The 26,308-nt window shown below is 68.1% G+C and carries 23 protein-coding genes; 8 read left to right on the top strand and 15 right to left on the bottom strand.

From position 1 onward, the window contains the following. Nucleotides 1–201 precede the first annotated feature (201 nt). Together MKK65_RS14815 and MKK65_RS14810 are read left to right on the top strand one after the other, a co-directional pair. Nucleotides 202–3,243, top strand: coding sequence for a penicillin-binding protein 1A (locus MKK65_RS14815; RefSeq protein ID WP_243958535.1), 3,042 nt, complete (start codon nt 202–204; stop codon nt 3,241–3,243). A 14-nt stretch (nt 3,244–3,257) separates the two neighbouring features. Further along, nucleotides 3,258–4,322 carry a hypothetical protein gene (locus tag MKK65_RS14810; protein ID WP_243958533.1) on the top strand — a complete coding sequence of 355 codons (1,065 nt, stop codon included), beginning with the start codon at nt 3,258–3,260 and terminating at the stop codon, nt 4,320–4,322. A 10-nt stretch (nt 4,323–4,332) separates the two neighbouring features. Here MKK65_RS14810 and MKK65_RS14805 read toward each other — a convergent pair whose 3' ends face one another. Further along, entirely contained in the window at nt 4,333–4,548 is a 216-nt protein-coding gene (locus tag MKK65_RS14805) for a hypothetical protein (protein ID WP_058194485.1), read from the bottom strand. A gap of 268 nt (nt 4,549–4,816) precedes the next feature. Here MKK65_RS14805 and MKK65_RS14800 point away from each other — a divergent pair, with 268 nt between their 5' ends. Together MKK65_RS14800 and MKK65_RS14795 are read left to right on the top strand one after the other, a co-directional pair. Continuing rightward, on the top strand, nt 4,817–5,065 hold the full coding sequence (locus tag MKK65_RS14800) for a hypothetical protein (RefSeq protein ID WP_058194484.1): 249 nt from the start codon (nt 4,817–4,819) through the stop codon (nt 5,063–5,065). Between the two features lie 228 nt (nt 5,066–5,293). Continuing rightward, nucleotides 5,294–5,977: a hypothetical protein gene (locus MKK65_RS14795; protein WP_243958531.1), complete on the top strand. Its 684-nt coding sequence runs from the start codon at nt 5,294–5,296 to the stop codon at nt 5,975–5,977. 128 nt (nt 5,978–6,105) lie between these two features. Here MKK65_RS14795 and MKK65_RS14790 read toward each other — a convergent pair whose 3' ends face one another. The 4 genes from MKK65_RS14790 to MKK65_RS14775 form a co-directional block, all read right to left on the bottom strand. Further along, nucleotides 6,106–7,626 (bottom strand): undecaprenyl-phosphate glucose phosphotransferase, encoded by a 1,521-nt coding sequence (locus MKK65_RS14790; RefSeq protein ID WP_243958529.1) that lies wholly within the window; start codon nt 7,624–7,626, stop codon nt 6,106–6,108. A 200-nt stretch (nt 7,627–7,826) separates the two neighbouring features. Continuing rightward, nucleotides 7,827–9,023 (bottom strand): glycosyltransferase family 4 protein, encoded by a 1,197-nt coding sequence (locus MKK65_RS14785; RefSeq protein WP_243958528.1) that lies wholly within the window; start codon nt 9,021–9,023, stop codon nt 7,827–7,829. Nucleotides 9,024–9,152: 129 nt separating this feature from the next. After that, nucleotides 9,153–9,836 (bottom strand): PAQR family membrane homeostasis protein TrhA, encoded by a 684-nt coding sequence (trhA, locus tag MKK65_RS14780; protein WP_058194525.1) that lies wholly within the window; start codon nt 9,834–9,836, stop codon nt 9,153–9,155. Nucleotides 9,837–9,983: 147 nt separating this feature from the next. Next, the gene (locus tag MKK65_RS14775) at nt 9,984–11,081 is read right to left on the bottom strand and encodes a COX15/CtaA family protein (RefSeq protein WP_243958526.1); all 1,098 of its coding nucleotides are present in this window, start codon (nt 11,079–11,081) and stop codon (nt 9,984–9,986) included. 177 nt (nt 11,082–11,258) lie between these two features. Between MKK65_RS14775 and MKK65_RS14770 the strand changes: the two genes are divergently transcribed. Both MKK65_RS14770 and MKK65_RS14765 read left to right on the top strand, forming a co-directional pair. Continuing rightward, nucleotides 11,259–11,465: a DUF2842 domain-containing protein gene (locus tag MKK65_RS14770; protein WP_243958524.1), complete on the top strand. Its 207-nt coding sequence runs from the start codon at nt 11,259–11,261 to the stop codon at nt 11,463–11,465. A gap of 83 nt (nt 11,466–11,548) precedes the next feature. Next, nucleotides 11,549–11,884: a hypothetical protein gene (locus tag MKK65_RS14765; RefSeq protein WP_243958574.1), complete on the top strand. Its 336-nt coding sequence runs from the start codon at nt 11,549–11,551 to the stop codon at nt 11,882–11,884. A 338-nt stretch (nt 11,885–12,222) separates the two neighbouring features. On the opposite strand, the gene MKK65_RS14760 is transcribed toward MKK65_RS14765, so the two are convergent. From MKK65_RS14760 to MKK65_RS14720, 9 genes are all read right to left on the bottom strand, one after another. Beyond that, nucleotides 12,223–12,576: a hypothetical protein gene (locus tag MKK65_RS14760; protein ID WP_243958523.1), complete on the bottom strand. Its 354-nt coding sequence runs from the start codon at nt 12,574–12,576 to the stop codon at nt 12,223–12,225. Between the two features lie 226 nt (nt 12,577–12,802). Beyond that, complete coding sequence (locus tag MKK65_RS14755) at nt 12,803–15,376, bottom strand: TonB-dependent receptor (RefSeq protein WP_243958521.1); 2,574 nt, start codon at nt 15,374–15,376, stop codon at nt 12,803–12,805. 257 nt (nt 15,377–15,633) lie between these two features. Next, the gene (locus MKK65_RS14750; RefSeq protein ID WP_243958519.1) at nt 15,634–16,272 is read right to left on the bottom strand and encodes a hypothetical protein; all 639 of its coding nucleotides are present in this window, start codon (nt 16,270–16,272) and stop codon (nt 15,634–15,636) included. 12 nt (nt 16,273–16,284) lie between these two features. Then, a complete protein-coding gene (locus MKK65_RS14745; RefSeq protein WP_243958517.1) occupies nt 16,285–17,172 on the bottom strand; it encodes an ABC transporter permease in 888 nt (295 codons plus the stop codon). Nucleotides 17,173–17,295: 123 nt separating this feature from the next. Further along, complete coding sequence (locus MKK65_RS14740; protein WP_243958515.1) at nt 17,296–18,036, bottom strand: ABC transporter ATP-binding protein; 741 nt, start codon at nt 18,034–18,036, stop codon at nt 17,296–17,298. After that, nucleotides 18,033–18,263, bottom strand: coding sequence for a hypothetical protein (locus MKK65_RS14735; RefSeq protein ID WP_243958573.1), 231 nt, complete (start codon nt 18,261–18,263; stop codon nt 18,033–18,035). The genes MKK65_RS14740 and MKK65_RS14735 overlap by 4 nt, the downstream gene beginning before the upstream one ends. 224 nt (nt 18,264–18,487) lie before the next feature. Next, nucleotides 18,488–18,922, bottom strand: coding sequence for a hypothetical protein (locus MKK65_RS14730; protein WP_243958513.1), 435 nt, complete (start codon nt 18,920–18,922; stop codon nt 18,488–18,490). A 101-nt stretch (nt 18,923–19,023) separates the two neighbouring features. Then, nucleotides 19,024–20,007 (bottom strand): YVTN family beta-propeller repeat protein, encoded by a 984-nt coding sequence (locus MKK65_RS14725; RefSeq protein ID WP_243958511.1) that lies wholly within the window; start codon nt 20,005–20,007, stop codon nt 19,024–19,026. A 511-nt stretch (nt 20,008–20,518) separates the two neighbouring features. Next, nucleotides 20,519–21,097, bottom strand: a complete 579-nt coding sequence (locus MKK65_RS14720) for a polysaccharide biosynthesis/export family protein (RefSeq protein ID WP_058194522.1) — start codon at nt 21,095–21,097, stop codon at nt 20,519–20,521. Between the two features lie 188 nt (nt 21,098–21,285). Here MKK65_RS14720 and MKK65_RS14715 point away from each other — a divergent pair, with 188 nt between their 5' ends. Then, nucleotides 21,286–23,511 (top strand): GumC family protein, encoded by a 2,226-nt coding sequence (locus MKK65_RS14715; protein ID WP_243958509.1) that lies wholly within the window; start codon nt 21,286–21,288, stop codon nt 23,509–23,511. A 257-nt stretch (nt 23,512–23,768) separates the two neighbouring features. Here MKK65_RS14715 and MKK65_RS14710 read toward each other — a convergent pair whose 3' ends face one another. Further along, complete coding sequence (locus MKK65_RS14710) at nt 23,769–24,956, bottom strand: GNAT family N-acetyltransferase (protein ID WP_243958506.1); 1,188 nt, start codon at nt 24,954–24,956, stop codon at nt 23,769–23,771. Nucleotides 24,957–25,192: 236 nt separating this feature from the next. Between MKK65_RS14710 and MKK65_RS14705 the strand changes: the two genes are divergently transcribed. Then, nucleotides 25,193–26,254 carry a polysaccharide deacetylase family protein gene (locus MKK65_RS14705; RefSeq protein ID WP_243958504.1) on the top strand — a complete coding sequence of 354 codons (1,062 nt, stop codon included), beginning with the start codon at nt 25,193–25,195 and terminating at the stop codon, nt 26,252–26,254. Nucleotides 26,255–26,308: the final 54 nt, after the last annotated feature.

Here is a 26,308-nt window from a genome sequence, read left to right as displayed (position 1 = left end):
GGCGCTTGGCTTCGTCCCAATCGAACATGGCCAGCCGGCCCCAAGTGTCAATACATCATGTCAATACGTCCTGTGCCGAGGCTTGTGAGCGGCGGCACGCCGGCCGGCGTTTCCTTAAATCAGCCGCGTTGTGCACGCCCAGTTCAGCTGCGTACCCGGAAGGTCCGCACCCGCTCCGCCGCCCCCTCGAATCCGGACCGCATGAACGCCATCCTGATCAAGCTGTTCGCGACGGCCCTGACGCTGAGCCAGGTCACCACGCGGCCGGACGCGGTGCGGACCCAGTTCGACCCGTTCACCGACCAGGCCGAGGTCGTGCGCCTGCTGCGCGACGGCTGCGCCCACATGCGCAAGGCGTTCGACATCGAGGATATCAATCTCGATGAATTGATCACCACCGCCATGGAGGATCCGACCAGCGTCGCCGGGCCGGGGGCGCCCAAGATCCTGCACGGGCTCAACCTCGACGAGCTGAACACCAGCTACAAGCAGTTCTGCAAGGGCGAGAATCCCGCGATCTCGCCGTTCAACGCCCGAGAAGTCATCGAATTCTACGATAACGCCACCAAGGATCTGCCGACAGCCGAGGCGCTCCGGGACAAGGTGCTGCCCGGCATGACCCGCATCCTCGACGGCTCGGGCAAGCCGTTCGCCGAGACCTTCGAGCCGAATGGGCGCCGCCTGGTGGTGCCGATCACCGCGGTCCCGAACCTGGTGCAGAAGGCGTTCATCGCCGCCGAGGACAAGCGCTTCGAGAGCCACCACGGCATCGACGAGCGCGGGGTGATCCGCGCGTTCATCGGCAACCTCGCCTCGCCGGGGCGCCCGGCCGGCGGCTCGACGATCACCCAGCAGGTGGTCAAGAACCTCTCGGTGGGCGACGACGTCACCTACGAGCGCAAGATCCGCGAGATGATCGTCGCGTCGCGCCTGGAGCGGATCCTGACGAAGCCGCAGATCCTCGGGCTCTACCTCAACGGCATCTATCTGGGCCGCGGTGCCTACGGCATCGAGATGGCGGCCCAGAGCTATTTCGGGAAGTCGGTCGGGCAGCTGACCCTGCCTGAGGCGGCCCTGCTGGCCGGCATGCCCAAGGGGCCGAACTTCTACAGCCCGGACAAGTATCCGGAGCGGGCGCGCGAGCGGCGCGCCTACGTGCTCGCCCGTCTCAAGGAAGAGGGCACGATCACGGACGCCGAGATGGCGAGTGCGGTGAACGCCGATCTCGGATTGAAGCCGGTCGAATCGACCCGCCGCGATTCGGGCTTCTACGTCGTCGACTACCTGAACCGCGAGGCGCGTACCTTCGCAGGCGTCGATTCCCTGACCGCCGGCTCGTTCACCGTGCGCTCGACCATCAATGCCGGGCTCCAGCGCGCCGTGGAAGGTGCGCTGCAGGACGGGCTCGCCAATTACGAGCGCGGGACCGGGCGGCAGACCTATACGGGTCCGGAGCTCAACCTCGCCGACAGCATCCGCCGGATCCAGGCGGCGACGCCCGCCCCGGAAGGCGCGGTCCAGGCCGCGCCCGGGGTGACCGGCGCCCGGGCGGAGCCCGCCAAGGAGCTGTCCAAGTCCGACATGAAGCCCGGTGCCAAGGCGCCCCGGACCAAGGCCGCCGCCGCTCCGCAGGCCAAGCCCGTCTGGCTGCGCGCCTTGGAGAGCGCCCGGCCCACCCTGTACGACGTGCACTGGCCAGTCGCCGTGGTGCTCGAAGCCGGCCGTGGGCCGGTGAAGGTCGGCTTGGCCGATGGCCGGACCGCTATCCTCGACCCGGGCATCGCCCGCAACCGTCTGCAGCTCTACGACGTGGTGCGGGTGAAGCTGACGGAAGGGCGCGGCGCGGCCCGGGCGCAGCTGCGGGTCCGGCCCAGCGTCCAAGGCGCCGCTCTGGTGCTGGAGAATCAGACCGGCCGCATCCTGGCGATGGCCGGCGGCTTTTCCTATCCGATGAGCCAGCTCAACCGGGTCACCCAGGCGGTGCGCCAGCCAGGTTCGACCCTGAAACCGCTGACCTACCTGGCCGCGCTGAATGCGGGGCTTCAACCCAACACCCTGGTCCTGGATTCGGCCGTCACCCTGCCGCCGATCGGCGGCGCCGGGGATAGCTGGTCGCCGAAGAATTACGAAGGCGGCGGCTCGGGGCCGACGACGCTGCGAAGGGGCCTCGAATTCTCGAAGAACCTCGTCACGGCCCGGCTGCTCCAGGGCGGCATCGCGCCGAAGGCGCCGGCCAGCCTGAAGCGGGTCTGCGACATCGCCCTCGAGGCGCAGATCTACGCCGAGTGCGAGCCCTATTACCCGTTCGTGCTCGGCGCCCAGCCGGTGCGGATGCTCGATCTGGCCGGCTTCTACGCGGCGGTGGCCAACGAGGGCGCCCGCCCGGCCTCCTACGCGCTCGAATCGGTGGAGCGGGACGGCAAGGCGCTCTACACCCACGCCCCCCGCGAGCCGGTGCGGATCGGCTCGGCCGACCGGGTCGCGTTCTACCAGCTCAAGACCATGCTGCAGGGCGTGACCCAGCACGGCACCGCCGCCGCGCTCTCCAAGGTGTCGGCCTATGTCGCGGGCAAGACCGGCACTTCCGAGAACGAGAACGACGCCTGGTTCGCCGGCTTCACCAACGAGATCACCGTGGTGGTCTGGGTCGGCTACGACAACGCGGACGGCAGCCGCAAGACGCTGGGCCGCGGGCAGACCGGCGGTCATGTCTCGGTGCCGATCGCCTCGACGATCCTGCAGGCCGCCTGGGCGAACGGCATCCCGAAGACGCCGCTGCGCGGCCCCTCCTCCGAGGCGCGCCCGTTCATCGCCGACCTGCCGATCGACCCGCATAGCGGCCAGCGGGTCGCGGGCGGCGGCTTCATCGAGCATTTCCGCACGAGCGGCGACGGCAAGCTGGCCGACACGCAGTTCCGCCTGGTGCCCCGCGAGACCCTCTACGCCATGCGGCCCGATGCCGAGGACGGCGATCTCAACGGCGCCGAGGACGGGGCCAGCGTCGCCGGCGACTACGACGGCACCATGACCGGCGAGCGTGCCGCGCCCGATCCCCTCGATCCGTTCGGCGAGCGCCAGAGACCGCGCAGCCGCCGTGCGCAGGGCGATCTGGATTCCTACGGCCAGGACGCCTACAGGCCCTGGCCCGGCCAGACCGCGCGCTCACCCTTCGGGGACGAGGACGCGCGCCGGCCCCGCCGCCGCGACCCGGATTACCTGTTCGGCGAAGACCCGGGCTACTGACCGCCCCTCGATCGATGAGACGCCCGTTGCGCATGCAGCTTCCTGCCGCCCTCGCCCTCGCCCTCGCCCTGACCGCTGCCAGCCCGGTCTGTGCACAGACGCCTGCCGCCAACACGGTGCCGGGCTCGGAGCAAATCAAGGAGGTGCCTTCGGTCACCGCCCTCGATCCGGCAGCGATCAAGCCCGGGCAGATCCTGTTCACGGACCACCGCGACAACCCCACGGCGCCGGAGAACGGCCTGATCCCGTACCTGGACTGGCTGAAGGCCCGCCCGAATGAGGCCGCGGTGCTGGCGCCCTTCCCCGGCTACAAGGAGCCGGACTACACGGTGACGGTGAACGGCGTGACCAAGCCCCGGCACGAGACCCTGAAGGTCTACGTGGCGGAAGGCCGGTTCGTTGTGCCGCGGCCGCCCGAGGCGATCGACCTCCAGGCCTTCGCCAATCTCGGCTTCGTCCAGAAGATGGACCCGGCGATCAAGCACAAGGCGATCGCCGTCGGTGAGGTGACGCCGAACAAGGACCCGGCCGCCGCTTTCGCCAAGCGCCCGGACCGCCCCTGGTGCGAGGGGGCCGGCGCCTGCATCGAGTCCCGTTACGATCTCGAAGGCAAGCTTCCGCTCGGGGTGAAGCTCGCCAACAAGCTCGAAGAGGGCTCGGCCAAGAAGATCGCCGAGTACGTCTCGTTCCAAAGCGAGTTGCGGGTACTGGGCCCCGACCAGGGCGCGCCCCTCAAGGCGCTTACCAAGATCGACACCGCCGTCACCGGCGGGCTGGAGCAGACGATCTTCTGGGTCAATCAGATCCTGCGCTTCGGCAAATTCCTGGCCGTGTTCCAGCCGATGCCGAACGATCCGACCAAGACTGTGGTGACCACCTACATGGCGCTGGCGATCAAGGCGGATGTCCTCGACCGCAAGGCCGAATATGCCCGGGTCCCGGTGCTGAAGAACCTGCTCCCCGCCCAGGTGCTGATGGGCAATTCGAGCTTCAACACCGGCAACTCGATCAGCGCCGGCCTGCCGGTCTACGCCCGCAACCGCATCACCACCTTCGCGGACGCGATTGCGAAACGCTGATCCGTCCGGATCAGAAGCCGCGGTTGCCGATCGAAGGCAGCGTCGGCTGCGTGTAGGCGCGGTTCACGTCGCGCCGAGTCTGCGTGCCGTTGGTGTCGTTCGAGGCCCGGTAATTGTCGAGCCGGAAGCTCTCGGCGAGGCCGCTGCGCCCGTCCGGGCTGTCGGTGTTGCAGGCGCAGAGGCCGCCGACTGCCAGGAACGATGCCGCGAGAAGGGTAAAGCGCATGATTGATCCTGGGCGATGCCGAACCGCGCGAGGGATTGCTATCCGCCGCCGAATCGCAGTTTGAACAGTCGGAGGCGGCATGGTCAGGGCGGCGCCAAGTCCGTCAAGACCAGCGGCGAGACGTAAACCGATTCTGCCGCCTCCGATGCGCGGCAGCCACGGAAAATCTACCTTTCCACGCGTTAGCGGCGGATAGGGGCCGGCAATTGCCGGAAGTACGGCCTCGCCCCCTGGCGAATCCGGGTCCTTCGGGCCAGAACCGTCGGCGATGAGCAACGTCCTGCCCTTCCGGCCGCGCCCGACCGTCACCCGCCTCGCCCGCTGCGAGGTCGTGACCGTGGCCGGCGACCTCCTCGCCCTGCTCGAGCAGCTCGAGGACGTGAGTGCCCGCGCCGCCGCGATGGGCCGTCCGACACTCGAGGTCGAGCGCACGGTTCAGAATCTCCTCGACGCGGTCAGCGCCGTGGAGCGAGCCCTCGATTGTATCGGCGAGGGCGAACAGGTCGCGCCGGCCTGAATGGTGTCGCTGGGCGCAAGGTCCCTTCGCCGGGGCGCTGCCGGGCGCGCTACCCTGTGGATTGCAGGCGCCTGGATCGGTCCGGAATTCTCCCGATCCGGCACGAGCGTCGTAAGAACGGTTTTGCGCAATAGATCCTGCGCAGAGACCCTCGAAAACCGGATCTTTGCGGTTCTTCGCTGAAGGCCGTGGTCAAACTCTTAATATTCCGGAACCCTCCCGCGCAGCTTGCGGTTGAGTGTCGGGCGCACGAAAGCGACGCTGTTTCCGGAGGACGTTATGAGGTTTCGTACGGGCAGCACGTTGGCCGTCATCACTGCCGCCGGGCTCCTCGCCGGAACTGTTGTCCAGGCACAGGCGGCGGAAGTCGGGTTTCTCGAGATGCTGTTCGGAGCGCGGCCCGCGCCCCAGCAGGTACAGCCCCAGGCCCCCGCCCCCCTCGAGGACCGCGCCGTCTACCGGCGCGCGACGCCCCGGCTCGGCAGCGCCCGGCATCGCCTCCAGACGCGATATGCCGCCCTGCCAGTCCGGATCCGCGTGAAGGAGACGGAACTCAGCCCGCGTCAGGTCGCGATCGACATGAAGTCTGGCGCCGCCGCGGCGCTTCTGAAGGACGAGACGTTGCTGCCCGGCGACATCGTCGTGCTGAACACCGGCGCCAAGGTTTTTACCGGCAATCCCGACACGCGGCACGCGTTGCGGGATTTTGAGCCTGTTCAGACCTCGCGCTTCGTCAGCAAGGGCACCCGGAAACAACTGGCCGGACTCTTCACGCCTGTCGGCGCATCGCCCACGAACGAGGCCCGCCGGGTCGTGGCGCGCGGACCACAATCCCCGTTGCCGATCGCTACCCCGATCCCGCCACAGCAGACCGCCATGCGTGTGATCAATGTCTGGAACGCCGCGCCGTAACCGGTATCGGATTCACCCGCCAAGTTCTGCTTGACGGACACGGCTAATCATCTGGTGCCACGATCACCATTCGGCATCGTTCATGACATGAGCCGGGTGTTAGATTGCGATCGCTGCGTTGGACAGCGTCAATACGCGTTTTCGGTCTTGAATAACGCGAATGGTGTGGTCAGCAGGATCTGCATATCGAGTATGACCGACCAGTTTTCAATGTAAAACAGGTCGTGCTCGACGCGCCGCTGTAGCTTCTCCGACGTATCGGTTTCGCCGCGCCAGCCGTTGACCTGCGCCCAGCCGGTGATGCCTGGCTTGACCTTGTGGCGGGCGAAGTACCCGTCGACCACCTGATCATACAGGGTGTTGGCAGCCTTGGCCTGGAGCGCGTGGGGGCGCGGCCCGACCAGCGAAAGATCGCCCTTCAGGACATTGAAGAGCTGGGGCAGTTCGTCCAGCGAGGTCTTGCGGATGAACCGCCCGACCGGGGTTACCCGGGGATCGCCGCGCGTGACCATCCGGGCGGCACCGGCATCGCACTGATCGACATACATCGAGCGGAACTTGAACACCTCGATCAGCTCGTTGTTGAAGCCGTGGCGCTTCTGCCGGAACAGCACCGGCCCCCGCGAGGTCAGGCGGACGGCGAGCGCCACGCCGATCATGAGCGGCGACAGAGCCAGCAGCATCAACAGGCCGACGCAGCGGTCGAACACCGCCTTCACCACCACGTCCCAGTCGGCGATCGGCCGGTCGAACACGTCGAGCACCGGCACCGAGCCGAGATACGAGTAGCTCCGCGGGCGCAGCCGCAGCTTGGCCGCGTGGGCAGAAAGCCGGATGTCGATCGGCAGGACCCAGAGCTTCGCCAGCATCTGGAGGATCCGCGCCTCGGCGGTGATCGGAATCGTGAACACGATCAGGTCGAGCCGGGCATGCCGGGCATACGCGACCAAGTCGTCGACATTGCCAAGCTTCTTGTGGCCGGCCACCATGTCGGAGGAGCGGTCGGCGTTGCGGTCGTCGAACACGCCGACGATGCGGATGCCGCTGTCGCTCTGGCTCTCGAGAGCCGCAATCAACTCCTCGGCAGGCTTGCCGCCGCCGACGATGGCCGTGCGGCGGTCGAAGCGGCCGGCCCGGGTCTGCGCGTCGATCACCTGCGAGAGCGCGAAACGCCCGGCGAGCAGAGCGGCAAGGCCGGCGCCGTAGAAGGTCGCGAGCCACAGGCGCGAATAATGGTCGGCGATCTTGCCGAGGACCAACAGGGCGGCGACCATCAGGAAGGTCATCGACCAAGCGGCGATCAGTCGGATCGCCGACTTGGCGAAAGTCCGGAAGGCCGAAATCCGGTAGCCACCCGAGGCCTGTATCAGCGCCACCGTAAAGGCAGCGATCAGCGCAATCACACCGGTATAGGTCAGACCGAAGGGGACCCGGCCGCGCAGCATCAGGAGGTGCAGGAGCGCGCCGAGCCCGAAGATCAATGTGAGTTCGAGGGCCCGCACCAACCCTGCGATCACAACCGGTGAGAGCGCAGCTGGCCCCGGAGCGAGCGTCTCCGCCATCGGACCGTCGCTGCCGCGCGTCCGCATGGTCTGCCGGTCGAGTGGGCCGGTGGCGTCAAGAAGATCGCGGATGTCGAACGCGCTCATCGATCGGCTCCTCCCGGGCAAAGCGCCGGTCCTCACGTTGCATCCACTGTTTCCGCGACCCGGAAACTGCTTTTCAGCGTGATGCTCTGGATCGGGACCCTTGCACGAGGCATCGTAAAGAAACTTAACCGCGGGCCCGCCGGATCGAGGGCCCACCTGCGTGGGCCCCCGGCCAGGGTCAGATGCGCGTAGCCTTGCTCTCAGGCTGTGCGTGCCTGAGCGAGCTTGTCCGAGCCCACCTTCAGGCGCTCCTCGCGAGCCTGGAAGGCTGCAGCATAGCCCGAGATGACATCGGCCCCCATCCGCGCCAGGGAAAATCGCTGATGGATGGATGCGCTGAGCGCCCGCACGCGTGTGGAGAGCGCGTCCGGAGATTCGTCGAGCACCCGGCGGATCGCGCCGGCAAGTGCTCCAGAATCACGGGACGGGACGAGGTCGCTCGCCATCGGTCCGAAAATCTCCGGAATGCCGCCCACGCGGGTGGCGACCAACGGCTGCGATGCTGCCGCGGCCTCCAGGACGACGTAAGGCAGAGATTCCGCCAGCGACGGCACGACCAGGATCCGGCCCCGGGCCAGCACCGACCGGATCGCCTGTGGCGGCTCAAAGGATGCCGCGTCCGAGAGGCCGAGCCGCTGGACCATGCTGCGCAGGCTGTCGGCATCCGGGCCGGACCCGACCATCAGCAAGCGCAGCGGCCGGCCCTCGGCGCGGAGCCGGACCAGCGCTTCGAGCAGGTAGGGCAGGCCCTTCGCCTCACGCAGCTCGCCGACATAGAGCAGGTCGGCGGCGTCGACCGCCTGGGGCACCGGGGCGAATTCGGCGTCGGCGATGCCGTTGTGGACGATCCGGGTCACCTGCTCCGGGCCCCCCACGAAGGTCCGGTGCCGCCCGGCAACGTACTCGCTCTCGAATAGGAATGCGTCGGTCCGGCGGGCGAGCACGGCCTCGGCGGCCATGTAGGCCCGGTGGAGGGCGCTGCCCGGCCTGTAATTGTAGCTGCCGCCATGGGGCGTGTAGGCACGGATCGCCGGTGATGAGGCGAGGCGGGCATAGGCGCCGCCCTTGGCCCCGTGTCCGTGCAGCACGGTCGCGCCGACCGCTTCGGCCCTGAGCGTGATCGTCCGAAGACAGGTCCAATCCGACAGGTGCGGGTTGCGCCGCATCGGGACCCGGATCAGGCCGAGTTCGAGCGATGGCATCAGATCGGCCAGGGCCTTCGCGGCGCGCTCGCCGCCCGTGCTCGCGTCGCAGACGATTCCGACGGCGTGTCCCGCCTCGGCCTGCAGCCGGGCCAGGTCCATGACGTGGCGGAACAAGCCACCGACCGGCGCGCGGAACACGTGCAGGATGCGCTGGCACTGAGCTTTTCGGGTCTCGTTCGGCTTCGCCGCCACGGTATCGCTCCCGGGAATAACAGTCCCGAGAGTGTGGTGCCGTGACGGTCGCAGTAAACTTAAACGGACCCCCGCTTGATCGGCCTTTTCAACGGGAAGGTAAGCGGAGTTTTACTGCTGTGGATCAATTCACGTCAGTGGCAAGCCGTTAAGGCTGGCCCAGATCGTTCCGTAATGGCAGGCCGTCGCGGCCAGCACGAATCCGTGCCAGATCGCGTTCTGGAACGGCAGCGTGCGCCAGACGTGGAACAACACACCTACAGAATAGAGCAGACCGCCGATCGCCAGGAGCCAGAGAGCCGTCGGCTGCAGGGCGGCAATGACCGATTCATAAGCCAGCAGGCCGCTCCAGCCAAGCAGCAGGTAGAGTCCGATGGACAGACGATCGTACCGGCCGGGCAGGAACAGCTTCACTGCGATGCCCACGAGCGCGACCAGCCAGATCACCGCCAGCAGCAGGTAGGCGCGGATGCCGGAGCCCACCAGCGCCACCAGCGGCGTGTAAGTCCCCGCGATCATCAGGTAGATCAGGGCGTGGTCGGCGCGGCGCAGGAGCCATTTCCGCGGGCTGACCGGGTAAAGATTGTACACGGCGGAGACGCCGAGCATCAGCACCAGGGCGGTGGCGTAGAGGACGATCGCGGCCCGCTCTCCGAAGCCGAGATGGGCGGTGAGGGCCGTGGCCACCAGCGCCACCGCGCCGGCGAGACCGAGAACGACCCCGAGGCCATGGATCACACCATCCGCAACGATCTCGCGCGGCGTGTAGTGCCACGTCAGAGTCAGCGGGCGACCGTCCTCCGCGAGAGACATCATGGAGCCTCCTGCTACGCCTGCAGCCTAAAGCTTAAGAGCGCTCAGTCGTTCCCTATGCAAAGTGCTGACGCCGGGTTTGTCCCAAGGTTCTATTGCCGCGTGGTGAAAGTCTTGCTGTGCGTGGCGGCGTCGCCGCACCAAGCCTTAAGCACCGTGCCGCACGAGTCCTTCGAATCCGAGTGCCGGTTCCCGGGCGGCGCGCCGCACGACGCCGGTGCCGCGGCTCAGCCGGGCATGCACCACCGCCATGGTGAGCACGGCCATCGCGAGAATCTGGTGGGCCAGGGCCGCCCAGAGCGGCACCGCGAGGAGCAGCGTCGCGATGCCGAGCCCCGCCTGGGCCAAGGCCAGAGCCGCGACGCCGCCGGCGCGCCCCGCCGCGCCGGACGAACCGGACATCCGGGCATCGATCGCGTGCAGCAGTGCGACGACGACGAGCAGGTAGGCGGTCACCCGGTGGTCGAACTGGACCAGGGCGTGGTTGTCGACGAAGTTCTCGATCCAGGGCTGGATCGCGAACAGGCTGTCCATCGGCGGGACGAGGGCGCCATCCATGCTGGGCCAGGTGTTATAGACGAGGCCCGCATGCGACCCGGCGACGAGCCCGCCGAGGAAGATCTGTCCCAGAACCAGCGCCGGCAGCAGGAACGCGACCCAGCGGATGCGATCCGGTGCCGGATCGACCGTCTCGTTGCGCTGACCGGCCGCCAGCCACACCAGCCCGGCGAGGATCAGGCTCGCGGTCGTCAGGTGCAGGGCGAGCTTCAGCGGCGCCACCGCGGTCATGCCGGGTTGGAGACCGGAGGCGACCATGATCCAGCCGATCGCCCCCTGGAGCCCGCCGAGGATGCCGAGGCCCAGGAGCCCGAGTCCGAGGCGGCGGCTGATCAGGCCGCGCCACCAGAACACCACCAGCGGCAGGAAGAAGACCAGGCCGATCAGCCGGCCGAGGACGCGATGGCCCCATTCCCAGCCGTACAGGACCTTGAACGACGCCAGCCCCATGCCCTGGTTGAGAATGGCGTATTGCGGCGTGTCCTTGTATTTGGCGAATTCCGTGGCCCAATCCGCGTCCGACAGGGGCGGCACGATTCCGGTCACGGGGCGCCACTCGGTGATCGACAGGCCGGACCCGGTCAGGCGCGTCGCGCCGCCGACCGCCACCATGGCGACCACGAGGGCCGCGACCAGGTAGAGCCACGCCCGCACGGCGCCCGATCGGTGGTCGCCCGAGACTCTCATCACCTGCATCCCTTCCGCGGTTGCCGGGATGTCCCGGCCCTGGCGACGCGTTAGGGGATGCGCGCAAAACGGGCAATGTCGGTGGCGCCGCAGCCCGCGGCAGAGCGCGCGTTGCCAACCGGGGCCGCGGGCGATAGCCGTTTCACCTCAGGGAGAGACAAGGCTGTGGGAATCGTGATGCGTCGCCGCACCCGCACATTGATCGGCACCGTCACGATGCTGGCCTTCGTCTGCCTGTACGGGCCGCTGGCCATGGCCCTGGCCGACAGTCGCATCGCCGAGACCCCGCCGGCGATCCAGGCCGTGCTCTACTCGATCCTCGGGATCGCCTGGATCTTCCCGCTGATGCCGCTGATCCGGTGGATGGAGCGCCCGGACCGTTAGGGGCGACCCCTCGATTTTGCCGCACTCGGGCGCCAGAAGCCTGGAATCCGAGGTCGAGATCCCCGTTCGTGTATCGCTTGCCCCTGCGCCTCAAGCATCTGGCCGCACTTGCCGTGCTGCTCGCGCCGTGTCCGGTCCTCGCACAAGGTACGCCGCGTTCGATCGGGGAGTGCGAGCGGCTGAAGAATGACCTCGCGTACAACCAATGCTTGGCGATGTTCGGACCGGCAGCCCGGAATGTCGCAGGCGGTTACGCCTCCGCCGACGCGGCCGCTGCTCCGGCGCTCGCCGAAGCGCTGCCGCAGGCGGAAGAGGCCGTCGAGGCGTCGACCGGCCGCCGGGGCCGCTACCGGTCGCGGCGCGGCGGTCGGCAATACGCCTCGTTCTCGACGAGCTATCGGCACCGTCGGCGGCGTTGAAGGTCGCCCAGCGCAAAGCTTAGGTCACGGGTCTGCGCGTGTGGAGGCTGTCGGCGGGCCGCGCCGAGGCCGGATCGTGTTCCTCGACGAAGCGACGCCCTACACAGCGCGCTGACAGACCCCGTAATCGCGCTGCCCTATTGCGGTGCCGCTCGTCTCTGCGGGCTACGAGAGCCGCACACGGTGTCCGGTGCCGATCGATACCCGACCGACCCGCGGCCACCCTGGGCATGCCCAGGGTCGCGCAGGCGTGTCGGGGCGCGAGATCAAGTCTCTTTCGGGTCCGGTACCGAACCCCATGCACCAAGCCGTGTCTTTGGGTGGGACGAATCCCGACCCTACGGCAGGGCGCCGGCCTTTTCCTTGGCCTGCATGATCGTGTTGCGGCAGGCCTCGGCGTTGCCGGCCTTGTCCTCGGCGGCGGCCTTCGCAACGAGCTTCTTCGCCTCCTCGACTCCCGACGCGGTCGGCTTCACGGCGGCATCGCCCTTGGTCAGGGCCGGCGGGGTCGCGAGCGCCTTGTCGGAATGCGACGAGGTCGTGCCGCCGGGCGGCGTCGTGCCGGTCACCGACGCGGCGCCCGCGCTGTCCAGGCGCTTCTGCAGCGTGGACACCTCGTCGGCGCACGGGGTCGCCCAGGCCGGGGTGGCGGCGGCGAGCGCCAGGGCAGCGAAGGCGAATCTCATCATCATCGAGGCGTTTCTCCACGTCGTTCAGGTCGCAACCGGCCACGACCCACGGGGATCGCCGGGGGCCGGCCGGAGCGTCTGTCGCTCCGGGAAGAGACGCGGGGCGCCGAACCCCGTTCCTGAGGCGTGAGGCCGCACGGCGTTCCGTCCGGTGGCGCCTGGAAACGCGAAGGGCGCCCCGCCCGGTCCGAAGACCGCACGGAGCGCCCTGCTAGGACGGTGATGTCTCTCAGTACTTGCGGATGATGGGCTCGGGCGACATCGGCACCGGGTCGGCGCCGAAGGCGTAGCGGATGCCGCCGTAGATCGAGAACGGCTGCGCCAGGGTCGTGGTCCGCGGATCGCTGATCCGCAGGTTGCCGGCGACCGCGCCCGGCTCGGCGAACGTGCCGAAGGTGGTGTAGCGGTTGTTGGTCAGGTTCGTGATCAGACCGAACACCTCGAGGTTCTTGGTGACCTGATACTTCGTCTGGAAGTTCATCACGTAGTAGGGCGGCAGCTTGCGGTTCAGGTTCGACTCGTCGCCGCGATAGTAGGACGACGAGAAGGCCTGGAGGTAGAGGCCGACCTGCCAGGCCGGGGTGATGAAGTAGTCGAAGCCGGTCTTGAACTGATGCGTCGGCACCAGCGGCACGACGTTGCCCCTCCGGACCTGGATCGCGCCGTCGTCCGCGAGCGGGTTGTTGGGCGAGGACAGGGTGCCGTTGAACTGGAAGGTGGCGTCGATCAAGGCGTAGTTGGCATAGACCCGCAGGTAATCGGCCGTGTACTCGCTGCCGACCTCGATACCCTGACGCTGGGTCGCGGGCACGTTCACGAAGTAGGCGCGGGCGGTGTTGCCCGGGGTGGCGAGCGACAGGATGTCGTTCGCCAGGTCGGTGCGGAAGGCGCCGATCTTGTAGGTGATGACGCCGCCATCATAGGTGTTCGGCAGCGCGCCGCGGAAACCGACCTCGTAGGTCCGACCGGTCACCTGCTTGAGCGGCGGATCGGCCACCAGCGAGTTCGGCAGCAGGCACGGCCGGTCCGGGTTGGCGCAGGCCAGTTCCAGCGGCGTCGGCGCGCGGTTCGATTCCGAGTAGCTGCCGTAGAGGTTGACCGCGTCGGTGAAGCGGTAGGTCAGGCCGGCCACCGGATTGATCTTGTTGTAGTAATGCGTGCCGGTCACGTCCGGCGAGAAGCCGGTGAGATCCTCGCTCTGGATGCGGGCGAAGTTGAGCCGTGCGCCCGCCGTCAGCGACAGCCGGTCGGTCACGTCGAGGGTGTCGAGGGTGTAGAGGCCCATATAGAGGTTCGAGCCGTTGACCGAGCTCGGCGCGATGCCGAGGGCCCCGGCGGTCCGGAGCTGCGGCGTGCCGAGGCCCGGAATGTTGCCGTAGAACGGGTTGCTCGGATCGGTGGTGATCGACAGGTTCGGGTTGATCACGCCCAGGGTGCTGGATGACTTGAACGAGTAGTTGGCCGCATCGATGCTGCCGCCGACCACGAAGGTGTTGGGCAGGCCGAACACCCGGTCGCGGTTGGCCGCCTGGATCGATCCGCCGAAGCCCGTGGCCTCCGTGTTGGTCACGTCGAGGGTGCCGTACGGAACGTTGGCGCGGAACGGGATGCGCTGGTTCTGCTGGCCGAGGATGAGGAACTGGTTGCGGAAGGCCAGCTGCGATTGCCCGGCCCCGGGGCTGAAGCCGTCATCCTCGAAGCAGAGGTTGCCGCGGAAGCTGGAGCGGGTGCTGCAATTCTCGAAGTTGCCGTCGTTGCCGTCGACATAGGTCTGGCTGAAGCGGCGGAAATAGGCGTTGCCGGCGAGATCCCAGGTCGGTGACACGTCGACCCGGCCGGTGAGCTGGATGGTGCCGACTTCGGTGGTGGTGGTCTGCGGGTAGGTGAAGATCGCCCGGGGGTCGCGATGAGTGAAGTCGACCGGCGTCGCGGCGGCGGCGCCGAAGAAGCTGCGGGCGGCGAGCCCGATCAGGTGGAATTCCGAATCCTGCGAGCGGTAGCCGATATCGCCGTAGAGCCGGCCAATCGTGCTCGGGCTCTCGTAGCGCCAGCCGCGGTCATTCAGGCCGTCGCCGGTGAAGTAGACGCTCCACGGGCCCGAAACCTTGCCGTATTCGATGTAGCCCGCGGTGCGTGCGTCCGAGCCGCCGAACGCGGTGATCTCGGTGCCCTGCCAGGTGAAGCCGTTCTTCATCTGGATGTTGATCGCACCGCCGAGCGCGTTGAGGCCGAAGACCGGGTTGCCGGTGACGACGTCGATCCGCTGGATGGCTTGCGGCGGAATCAGGTCGAAGTTGACGATGTCGCCGAAGGCTTCGTTGATGCGCACGCCGTTCTGGTAGACGGCGAGGCCCTGCGGCACGCCCTGGACCGGCGAAGCGGTGAAGCCGCGATAGGTGACGTCGGGGCGGTTCGAATTGCCCTGCGAGTCCGACAGGTTGAGGCCCGGCGTGCGCCGGGCGAGGGTCGCCACGACGTTGTCGGTGCCGCGGTCGACCGTGATGTCGCTGGCCGTGACGGTCTCGACCGTGCTGGGGATCTTGTAGAGAGGCTGCTCACTGCCACGCAGGCGCACCGGGCCGATCGGCGGCAGCGCCGAGCCGGCGGGCTCCAACCCACCCGGGCCGTTGAGGTTCTGGACGCGGCTCGAATTGCCGCCGCCCGAGCCGACCGGTGAGGTGGAGACGACGCTGATTTCGCCCAGCGTCACGGCGTTCTGTGCCTGCGCGGCGCAGGGCAGCATCGCCCCGCCTAGAACCGACGCCGACGCGACGAGGCTGCTCCGAAGCGCCCTCAATGACATTCCAATCCCCTTGCCGTGAACCCGCGCTCGTTGCTGTCGAGCTTGTAATCACTCTTGGCCGGGGACGGAAAAGGACACAATTGACTGGAAACCACGTGCGCCGTGTTTCGGCAACCTTTCGGAAATACCGAACTCGAACGCCAACGCACGTGATGTAACGGCAACAGTTTTTATAACGATTTCAGAGGCTTAGGGATAATCCGGCAAGGCGCGCGGGATGTTTTGGCAATCTCGCCCGTCCGCCCCAGACCTTCGATTCAGAGACGGGCTTGAATCAGTCGAGCGATCTCACCGAGGCGCTGCTCCAGGAGCTGAGGCACCTCGCAGACATAGGTGAGCGACTGGCTGCGCTCCTGGAAGATGCGTCGGTCCCAGGCGAACTTGGTCTCGAGGTCCGACTGATCCTTCGGCAATTCGGTCGCGTCCGTAGCGCTCGGCGCGTCCTTGGTCTGGCTGATCTTGTCGGCCTCGTCGCGGACCCGCTCGGCCATGCGGCGCTGTCCCTGCGCATAGCGGGCGATCCCGCCCATCACCTTGTCGCGCTCGCCGTTGATGACTTCGAAGACGCCGGCATAGACATGCGTCAGCGCCTTGTCCTTCGCGTCCTTGTCGGCCCCGAGCTTCGCGACGAAGCCGTCGAGCAGCGGCCCCACTTCCGTCAGCTCGGTGCGGCGGGACGCGATCTTCTGCGCCAGCACCGCCGCGTCGTTGTCGCTGCCCCAATCGCCGGCCGCCGCGATATCGGGCCCGGTCCAGAACTGCCCCGGGCTCAAGGTTGCGACCTTGCGCTGGACGCAGGGCCAGTCCGGATCCTGCCGGGGCTGGGCGAGGACGGGTCCGGCCGTGAGCACGAGACCGAGGGCAGAGGCGAGAAGGCGGGCGGCGATGCGGGTCATCGAGGGGTTCCGTCAGTTGGTTTCGCCGGCCGGGCCGCCGCGCCGGGCCATGATGCCGCGACCGGGATCGTAGGCGACGACCGCCATGCCGAAGAAGGCCAGGGTCACACCGACGACGACCGCGCAGGCGACCGGCTCGAACTGGAGATAGAGGGCGAATCGGACGAGTTGGACCGCGTGGCTGAACGGGTTCAACTCGCAAATCCAGTACAGCGTTTCCGAGGATTCCCGGATCCGCCACAGGGGGTAGAGCGCCGAAGAGGCGAAGAACATCGGGAAGATCACGAAGTTCATCACGCTGGCGAAGTTCTCGAGCTGGCGCACCAGCGACGACAGGAACAGGCCGATCGCCCCCAGCATGAGACCGGAGGCCAGGAAGGCCGGCAGTGCCGTGAGGTATCCGAGCGTCGGGATGTCGGTCTCCCAGAAATAGGCCACCGCCAGGAACGCGTAGGCCTGGACGATCGACACCGAGACGCCGGCGATCAGCTTGGCGAGCAGCAGCAGCCAGCGCGGATAGGGTGAGGTCAGCAGCACCTTCATGGAGCCGACCTCGCGGTCGTAGACCATCGACAGCGACGATTGCATGCCGTTGAACAGCTGGATCATCACCGCCAGCCCCGGCACCACGTAGACCTCGTACAGCACGTAGGTCTGGTAGGGCGGCTCGATGGAGACGCCGAGCGTGTTCCGAAACCCGGCGGCGAAGATGAACAGCCACACCAGCGGCCGGACCAGCGCGGAGAAGAACCGTTCCTTCTGATTGAAGAAGCGCAGCAACTCCCGCCGGACAATGCCGCCCAGGCAGATCAGGTAGCCGACCGCATCGAGCCGGCCCACCTGGCGGGCGGTTTTCTGGGAGGGCGGCGCCGGGACGGCGGTGGCGAGGGGCGTCGTCATGTGAGCTGACTCATGTCGAACGGCGCGCCTTTGATTTCGCAGCGAGGGCTTGGGCCGGAAACACGCACCTCCCCCTTCCCCGCAGAGGGGGGAGGGAGCGCGCGCGTATCGTTCGGTCGCCCATCATGCCGCCGCCCTCCCCGGTTCGGCGACGAGCCGGCGGAATGCGTCGGCCAAGCCTTCGCCCGGCGCACCGATATCCCCGGCCCGGCCCCGGGCGACGATACGCCCGCGATGCAGCACCACGGCCTCGTCGTCCGGGGAAATCTCCTCGAAGATGTGGGTCGCCCAGAGGACGGACAGCCCCTCCTCCCGCACGAGGGCGCGGACGATCGCCACGATGTCGGCGCGGGATTCCAGATCGAGCCCGACGGTCGGCTCGTCGAGCAGCAGCAGGTCAGGCCGGTGGATCAGCGAGCGGGCGATCTCGATCCGGCGCGACTGGCCGCCCGAGAGCGTGCGGACCTTGTCGTGGCGCCGGTCCGCCAGGCCCACGCGGTCGAGCAATTCGGACACCCGCAGCTTCCCCGCCGTGCGGGTGATACCGTGGAGGCTGGCGTGATAGAGCAGGTTCTGCTCGACGGTGAGATCGGTATCCAGCGTCCGGGCCTGGAACACCACGCCCAGCCGGGCCAGGGCCCGGGACGGCTCGCGATCGAGCCCGTGGCCGAAGATCGAGACCCGGCCGCTCTGGTTATTGTAGAGCCGGGTGATCACGGAAAACAAAGTCGTCTTGCCGGCGCCGTTGGGCCCCAGCAGGGCCGCGAACCGCCCCCGCTCGACCGTGAGCGACACGTCGTCGAGGGCCGCGCGCGCCCCGAACCGATGGCCGACATGCTCGACCAGCAGGGCCGCCTCGCTCATCGGCCAAGCGCCTTGCGAGCATCCACGACGGCGTCGAGGCACTCGTCGAATTCGCCTTCCTTCTGCTCGCGCTCGGCGACGCGGAGGGCTTTTTTCAGTTTGGGCAGCGCGGCCTCGGATGGGTTCGCGGCCAGCGCATCGCGGATCATCGTGATGCCCGCGGCGCAGGAGGCGGCGTCATCGGCCGCGAAGGCGGGCGTGGTCACAAGAAGGGCGAAAACGCCCAGCGCGAACCCCCTCCCCCCTCTGCGGGGGAGGTCGGCCCCCGAAGGGGGTCGGGAGAGGGGAGCGACGGCGCAGGATAAGGCTGTGGCCTGCATACCGAACCCGCCTTGTCCGGAAGCCGCGCTCCCCTCTCCCGACCCGGGCTGACGGCCGGCCCACCCTCCCCCGCAGAGGAGGGAGGGAGATGCGTTTGTGGCCTCGCGCCACATTCTGAAACCGGCGCCCATCACTTCACCGTCAACGTGCCGGTCATGCCCTTCGCCTCGAGGCCACGGGCCTCCCATTTGTAAGCACCGGGCTTGATCGCGACGAACTCGACGGCGATCTCGCCCGGCTCATCGAACTCCAGGTGATCGGGCGCGCCGCCGCCATGGATCTCCTTGTGCTCGATGACGATCTGGTTGAGCCAGATGTAGCGGAAGAATTCGGGCGCGTAGAACTTGTACTCCTGGCCACCCTTGGCGACGATGCGCAGCCGGTAGGCCTTGCCGGATTCGAGGGTGATGTCCCGGTTCTCGACCGCGAAGTCGTTGCCCTGGTCGTCGCCGAGGACGAGGTCGGGCAGGTTCTCCCGCTTCTTGGTCAGGTCGAGGGCCGAGGCCGGCCCGGCCGCGAACAGGCCGGCCAGGGCGAGGGCTGCGATCCGAAACGTCGGCGTCATGTCGTTCCTACCCGTATGCCGCCGGTCCGGCGGTCCTGTTCCGCATCATGGGCGCCGGGCCGGCCCTGCCGCTTTCCCCGCGCACCGGCCAAGTCAAAGAATCAATTCGGGGAGATGGCCACGCCCCAGGGCAGCAGGCCCACCGGGATGCTCTTGACCACCTTCTCGGCGGCCACGTCGATCACGGAAACGTCGTTCGAGGTGCCGTTCGTGGTGAACAGCATCTTCTGGTCGGGCGTGAAGGCGAGCTGCCAGACGCGCTGGCCCACCGGGAGATATTTCTCAACCGCGTAGGTCTTGGCGTCGATGACCGCGACCCGGTTGGCCGGGCCCAACGCCACGAACGCCTTGGTGCCGTCCTTGGTGATGCGGATGCCGACCGGCTGGATGGCCTCGTCGTTCACGCTGGGGATCTTGAAGGTGATCTTTTTCACCACCCGGCGCTGCGCCACGTCGATCACGCTGACCGTGCCGCCGACCTCGGAAGACACCCACAGGAACTTGCCGTCCGCGGTGAACTCGGCAAACCGCGGCCGCGCATCCACGAGCACGTTGTCGATCACCTGAAAGGTCTTGGTGTCGATGAAGTGCGCCATGTTCGTGGTTTCGGAGGTGTTGACCAGGATCTTGCCGTCCGGCGACAGGCCCATTCCCTCCGGCTCGACCCCGACCGGGACCTCGGCCAGGACTTTGTTCTTCTCGATGTCGATGATCGTGACTTGGCTGTCGTCCTCGTTGGCGACGTAGAGCGGGTTGCCCGAGGCATCGAGGATGAACTGCTCGGGATCCGAGCCGGAGCGCAGGGAGCGGACGACCTTGCCAGAGCTGGCATCCAGCACGTCGATCCGGTCATCGTCGCTGGCGCAGACGAACACCTCCTTACCGTCCTTCGACACGGTGATTCCGCGCGGCCGGCGCCCGACCTTCCATGTGGCGGTCACGGCCATCGTGGTCGTGTCGATGACGCTGACGGAGTTACCCTTCTCGTTGGTCACGTAGGCGGTGTAGGCCAGGGCTGGCCCGCCGAGGGCGAACCACGCTCCGAGGGCGATACCACTCAGACCTGCCTCGACGCGGCGGCGCATACGAATCCTCCCTGGGTGCCCTCGTCGGCACTCTCTTGCACCAACTGTAGTGCGATCTTGGCCGGTTGCGAGGGGATGCGGCGTTCGTGGCTGCGACCGATAGACCTCGCGCACCGGGATCTACAGCGAGGCTTATCCCGAGAACCTCGGCGCTGTGAAGGGTGCGTCGTCGGCTGCGCGTATGATCGCGGCAGCGTGATGCGCGCCGTCGGTCGTGAGGGGGTGCGATGGAGCCGGAGACCCTGGCGAACGAGGTCTCTCCATGCGCGGCCTCATCCGCGGAGGCAGTGGGGCTTCAACGCCCCCGACGCGCCACGCGCGGTATTCAAACGGGGTGACGGCCGCTGACCAAAAGCGCGGCGCCGATCGTCAAGCGTCACGAACGGATCGCAGGAAGCGGCGCATCCGAGCCGGGCCCGACGTTCCCTGCGCGCCGAGCAGCCCGAGGTGTTCCGGCACCACCACAGACGTGATCGGCGGCCGTCAACATCGTGGCCCCCGGAAGGAGGTCTTAGAAGAACCGCTCCTTGACCACGATCGTGTCGCCCGGCCGGACCGAATAGGTCATCGGCACGATTCCCGACACCAGGCCGCCGCCGGTATCACGGGTCAGCACGGCGTAGTCCCGGGCGGCCCGAGGCCCGAAGCCGGCGGCGATGGCCACCGCGGTCTCCACGGTCATGCCGTTGACGAAGGGGTACTGGCCCGAGGTCGTCACCTCCCCCAGGATATAGAACGGTCGGTAGGTATCGACCTCCACCGTCACGTGCGGCTCGCGCACGAAACCGGAGGCGAGCTTGGCCTCGATCGCCCGGGCCGCCTGACCCGTGGTCTGGCCGCCGACCTGCACGGTGCCGATCAGCGGCATCGCGATCTTGCCGGCGCCGTCGACCGCATAGATGTTCGACAGATTGTCCTGCCCGAACACGATCACCCGCAGCTTGTCGCCCGCCGAGAGCGGGTAGCGCGCGCCGATCGAGCCGGTGCCGGTGGCATCGAGCTGATCGGTGCGGAAGGTCGGACGCAGGCAACCGCCGAGCGCCAGAGTCGATCCAAGAGCGAGAAGGAGAGCGCGCCGGTTCATCACCATCGCCGTCATGGGTTCCAAGTCGGGGTGGTGTAGGCCGTTAAGGTTAATGAATCTTGATGATTCCACCCTCCAGTTCCGAACAGATCGGCACGGCACGCATCTTAACGTCCAAGCAACCTTAACGACCTCTAATAGCGCCCGGACGGCAATGCTTGTCATCCGGTCGGCCTTCGCGCTCAGAGCGTCTCATGTCTCGTATCAGCTTGCGCTCGCCTCTCGCCGTGCCCGCCGTGCGGTCCGACACCCGGGAAGGCGTCGGCCTCGCACAGGTGCCGCAGATCCTGCGCCGGTCGATCGGCTGGATCGTCGGGCCGACCCTCGTGGTGGCGCTGGGCGCTGGCCTCTTCGTCAACGTGGTGAGCCCGCGCTACACCGGCGAGGCGAAGCTGATCCTGGAGAGCCGCGATCCGGCCTTCGCCCGCACGGCTCAGGAGCGCACCGACCAGCTCGCGCCGATCGACGAGCAGGCGGTGGCGAGCCAGGTCCAGGTGGTGATGTCGCGCGACCTCGCCCGGGAGGCGATCCGCCGGCTCAAGCTCGTGGGCAATCCGGAATTCGATCCGGGCTCGGGCAGCATCGGCCCGGTGCAGCGCGTGATGATGATGCTCGGCATCGGCGCCAATCCCCTCGACCGCCCGGCCGAGGACCGGGTGCTCGATGCCTATTTCGAGCATCTGCTGGTCTATCCAGCCGGCAAGTCGCGCATCCTGACGATCGAGTTCCGCGCCAAGGACGCCAAGCTTGCGGCCGACGGCGCGAACACGATCGCGCAGCTCTATATTTCGTCGCTCGAGGCCGACAAGGTCGACACCGCGCGCTACGCGTCCTCCTGGCTGGGCGGCAATATCGACGGGTTGCGCAAGCGCGTCGCCGAGGCCGAGGCGAAGGTCGAGGCGTTCCGGGCCAAGAATGGCCTCGTCGGCAGCGGCGGCGCCGCCGGTCAGCCGCTGACCACGCAGCAGCTCGGCGAGCTGTCGAGCCAACTGTCCCAGGCCCGGATCCTGAAGGCCGACCTCGCCGGCCGGGTGAAGGCGATCAAGGATCTGATCAAGGATGGCCGCGCCTACGAGATCACCGAGGTCGCCAACAACGAGGTGATCCGGCGCATCGTCGACAACCGCATCGCCGTGCGGGCGCAGCTGGCGCTCGAATCGCGCACGCTGCTGCCGGCCCATCCGCGGATCAAGGAGCTTCACGCGCAGCTCGAGGACCTCGACGCCCAGATCAAGACCTCCGCCGAGCGCGTGGTCCGCACCCTGGAGAACGACGCCAAGATCGCGGGCTCCCGGGTCGACAGCCTTCAGGCCGCCGTGGATGGCCAGCAGGACGTGGTCGTGAAGGGCAATGCCAGCGAGATCCAGCTTCGAGCGCTGGAGCGTGAGGCCAAGGCGCAGCGCGAGCAGCTCGAATCCTACCTGTCCCGCTACCGCGAGGCCGCCGCCCGCGACGGCGAGAGCGCCACGCCCGCCGATGCCCGCATCGTCTCGCGCGCCGTGACCCCAGAAGTCCCGTCCTTCCCCAAGAAGCTGCCGATCGTCGGGTTCGCGACGCTGGTGACCCTGATGCTGGCCATCGGCGGCGTTCTGGCCAGCGCGCTGCTCTCAGAATCCGGCCGCCGGGAACAGGATGCCGAGGCCGATCTCGATCCGGCCGACCGGCGCGCACGGCGCGAACCGGAGCTGGAGCGCCCGGGTTTCGCGTTCCCCGAGGCGATGCCTCCGGCCCAGTGGTCCGAGACGGCGGAAGGTGTTGAGGCAGCCGAAGCCCCGGCCGCACCGCCCGCCATCGCACGGGTGCCCGCGGAGGCCTACGACCTCGCGCCGCTGATCGCCCGTCTCTCGGCCGTCGCCCGGGAGCCCGGCGATCGCACCGGCCGTCGGATCCTGGTGATGGAAACGGAAGTGTCCCACGGCGACCAGGCTCTGCACGACGCGCTGGTCCGTGCGCTCGGCCGTAAGGCCAGCCTCGTCACCGTCGATCTGAATGGCGAAAGCCCCGAACTGGGCTTCACCGATCTCATGGCGGGCGACGCCGCCTTCCTCGACGTGATCCAGCCGGCGGCTGGCAGCGGCCTGCACCGGATCGGGGTGGGGCGCGCCGGAGCCGAAGCGCTGTTCGACGAACCCGATGCCCTCAGCCTGACCTTCGAGGCTCTCGCCGAGGCCTATGATTGGGTCGTCTGCCGGCTTCACGCCGCTCCGGGCGCCGTCGACCTCCTCGAACTGACGGGCGGCTACATGGACAGCGTCGTCATCGCGTCGAACGCGTCCGCCGAGGATCCGGCCCTGGCCGACCTCTACGCCATTGCGGAGGACGCGGGCGCCGGGCAGATCCTGGTCGCTCAGGACCACGGGGCAGATCACGCCGCGACGGTTGACCGCTCGACTCCGGACCTCCGGCTCAACGCCGCTTGAACCAAGACCGCGGGGTCAGCGTTCGCAGGCGTCAAGCCACGGCCTCACTCCCCCCCGCGCCCTCATCCTGCGATGCCCGCGCCAGCGGGCCTCGAAGGCGCCCGCAAGGGATCGCGCGGCTTGCGGGAGGCCTCCTTCGAGGTCTCGGCTTCGCTGCGCCGCCTCAGGATGAGGGCATTGAGTGGGGGCGCCGCTGCTGACGGCCAGACGCGTCCCATCACCTCGTGGGACGCCGCGCCACGCGAGCGAGGCCCGGATCACGACCGCCGCGTCAGCTTCCGCAGGCGCGCGGCGGCGGCGTAGAGGCGCGGATCGCGCTTGATCCGCCGCTTCGTCCGGGTCAGACCCAGCTGCGCCAGCCCGTAGGCGCGGCCCCGCAAGGAGACCGGCACGATCGTCTCGACCAGTCCGATCGTCTCGTCACAGATGCTCGCCTTGTAGCGCGCCTCGCCGACCCCGAGATCGAAGCCTTGCCGACCCCGGGCCGTCTGGTCGGCGACGAGATGCTGCAGCAGCAGATCGCCCGGGCTGAACCGGGCCACCTCCGGATCGGGATCGAACGCCGTCATCATGCCGCTAAAGCGCTGGTCGCTGACGGCCCCCCCGAAGGTGGCGAGGACGCGACCGCTTTCGGCAAGGCACAGCGCGTGGATCTCGACCGCCGGATCGGCGCCGGATGCCGCCGCGGTCAGAAACCGGCGGATCGGCTCGGCGGCATAGGGGTCGGGGACGCCCATCCCGGCGAACCGGACCGCCTTGTGGTCGAAGAACGCCGTCAGATACCGCGCTGCGTCCTCGGGTGTCTCAGCCCGGCGATACGCCAGGGCGCCCTTGGCCTCGATCAGGCGCTTCTCCTTCGAGCGCAGCTTCTTGCGGGCGTCGGCGCTGAACACCCGCCGCACCGTCGCTTCGGAATCGGGACCGAGCATCAGTCCGTAGGCATCGCTGGCTTCGGGCTCGCCCGCATCGGAAAGTGGGTTGGCCGCGCCCTCCCACATAAGGGGCTGATGCTGCAGCGCGTAGACATCGATACCGGCCGGCCGGCCGGCGCGGATCAGGGCGGCGGTGACTTCGCCCGGCGAGATCGCGGCCGCATCCCGGGTGGCGAAGAGCGGCATGTGATAATTCGCATGCGTATCGCCCACGACCCGCGCCACGGTGAGCCCGAGAATCCGCGACAGCACCAGCGGCAGCAGAATCCGGGCGCGACCCTCCGCATCCCGCAGGACGAAGATCCGGGCATCCGCCTCCGTGCCGGTCGCCCGGAGATAGGCGCCGACCCAGTCGAACCGCTGATAGGGCGTGTGCAGGCTGGCCGGATCGGATTCGAGCCGCCGCCACAGCGCCTCGACCGCCGCGAGATCGGAGAACACCTCCGCGGTCAGCGTTGCGGACGCACGCGCACCGATCATGTCCGTTCCCGCCACTTGGACGCCGGTCGCCATACCAAGTCTCCCGCTGCGCCGGGCGCCGCCCGAAGCCAAGGGCCGACCTTGCGGGCCACGCTCTGAATGGCCGGTGACTTCGGCGATCGGGCGTGCAGGCAAGACCCGGCCAATTGCGACCTTGGCTAATACAATCTTCCCGCCTGTTTTCCGTCGGCGTTCGGCTTTCGGGTTTCTTTACTCTGGCGGGTGATGGCTGGTCCGTCCGGGCCGTGCGGCCCGATCAGGCTCGATCCATGATCTCCTCGCGTGCCAAGCATCGGGTGTTCGCGTCCGGCTTCCGCGCGATCCAGGCGCTCGGCGCCGATCGCTGGCTGGCGCCCGCCGCCCGCGGCCTCGGGGTGATCCTGACCTTCCACCATGTCAGCCCGGATCCCGTGCCGGACTTCGCGCCGAACCGCCTGCTCAGCATCACGCCGGACTTCCTCGATCAGACCCTGCGCGAGCTGGACGCGCGCGGCTTCGACATCATCGGGCTCGATGCCGTGCCGGAGCGGCTTGCCGCGCCGGATTATGGGCCGCCCTTCGCGGTCCTGACCTTCGATGACGGCTATCGCGACAATGTCGAGCATGCCCGCCCGGTGCTGCAGCGCCACGGCGTCCCCTGGACCCTGTTCGTCACGAGCGGGTTTGCCGATCAGGGCGGCCGCCTGTGGTGGATCGAGCTGGAACGGGCGATCGCGCGGCTCGACCGGGTTCGGATTTCCATCGGCACCGGCAGCCTCGACCTGCCGACCCGCAGCCCGCAGGAGAAGGCCTTGGCCTTCGAGGCCATCTATCGCGACCTGCGCCGCGGCACCGAGGCCGATCTGCTGGACCGGATCGCCGCTCTGTGCCGGCAGGCCGGCTTCGCGCCGGGTACCGTCGCGTCCGAGCTGTGCCTGTCCTGGACCGAGCTGCGCGATCTGGCCCGGGATCCGGCGGTGACCATCGGCGCCCACACGGTCAGCCACCCGATGCTCGCCAAGCACGACGCGGCGATTGCCGTGCGCGAGATCGCCGAGGGCCGCGCCCGCATCGAGGCCGAGCTCGGCGGCACCGTGCGCCATCTCTCCTATCCGGTCGGCGACCCGACCTCGGCCGGCCCCCGGGAATTCACGCTGGCGCAGGAGCACGGATTCGCCACGGCCGTTACGACCCGGCCCGGGCATCTGTTCGCCGAGCATGCCGGCCATCTGCACGCCCTGCCGCGCGTCTCGATCAACGGCTGCCATCAATCGCGGGCGGCGCTGGCGGGACTACTCTCCGGAGTGCCGTTCCTGGCCTGGAACCGCGGCCGGCGGATCAACGTCGCCTGACGGTTCTTGGCGCGCGCCGGGCCGGACGACCGTCAAGCGAGCGCCCGGCGCACG

The sequence above is a fragment of the Methylobacterium sp. J-001 genome (genome assembly GCF_022829565.1).
In the GTDB taxonomy this organism is placed as follows: Bacteria; Pseudomonadota; Alphaproteobacteria; order Rhizobiales; family Beijerinckiaceae; genus Methylobacterium.
The sequence above is the reverse complement of the archived record's forward strand: the minus strand, read 5'-3'. Positions and strand labels throughout refer to the sequence as shown.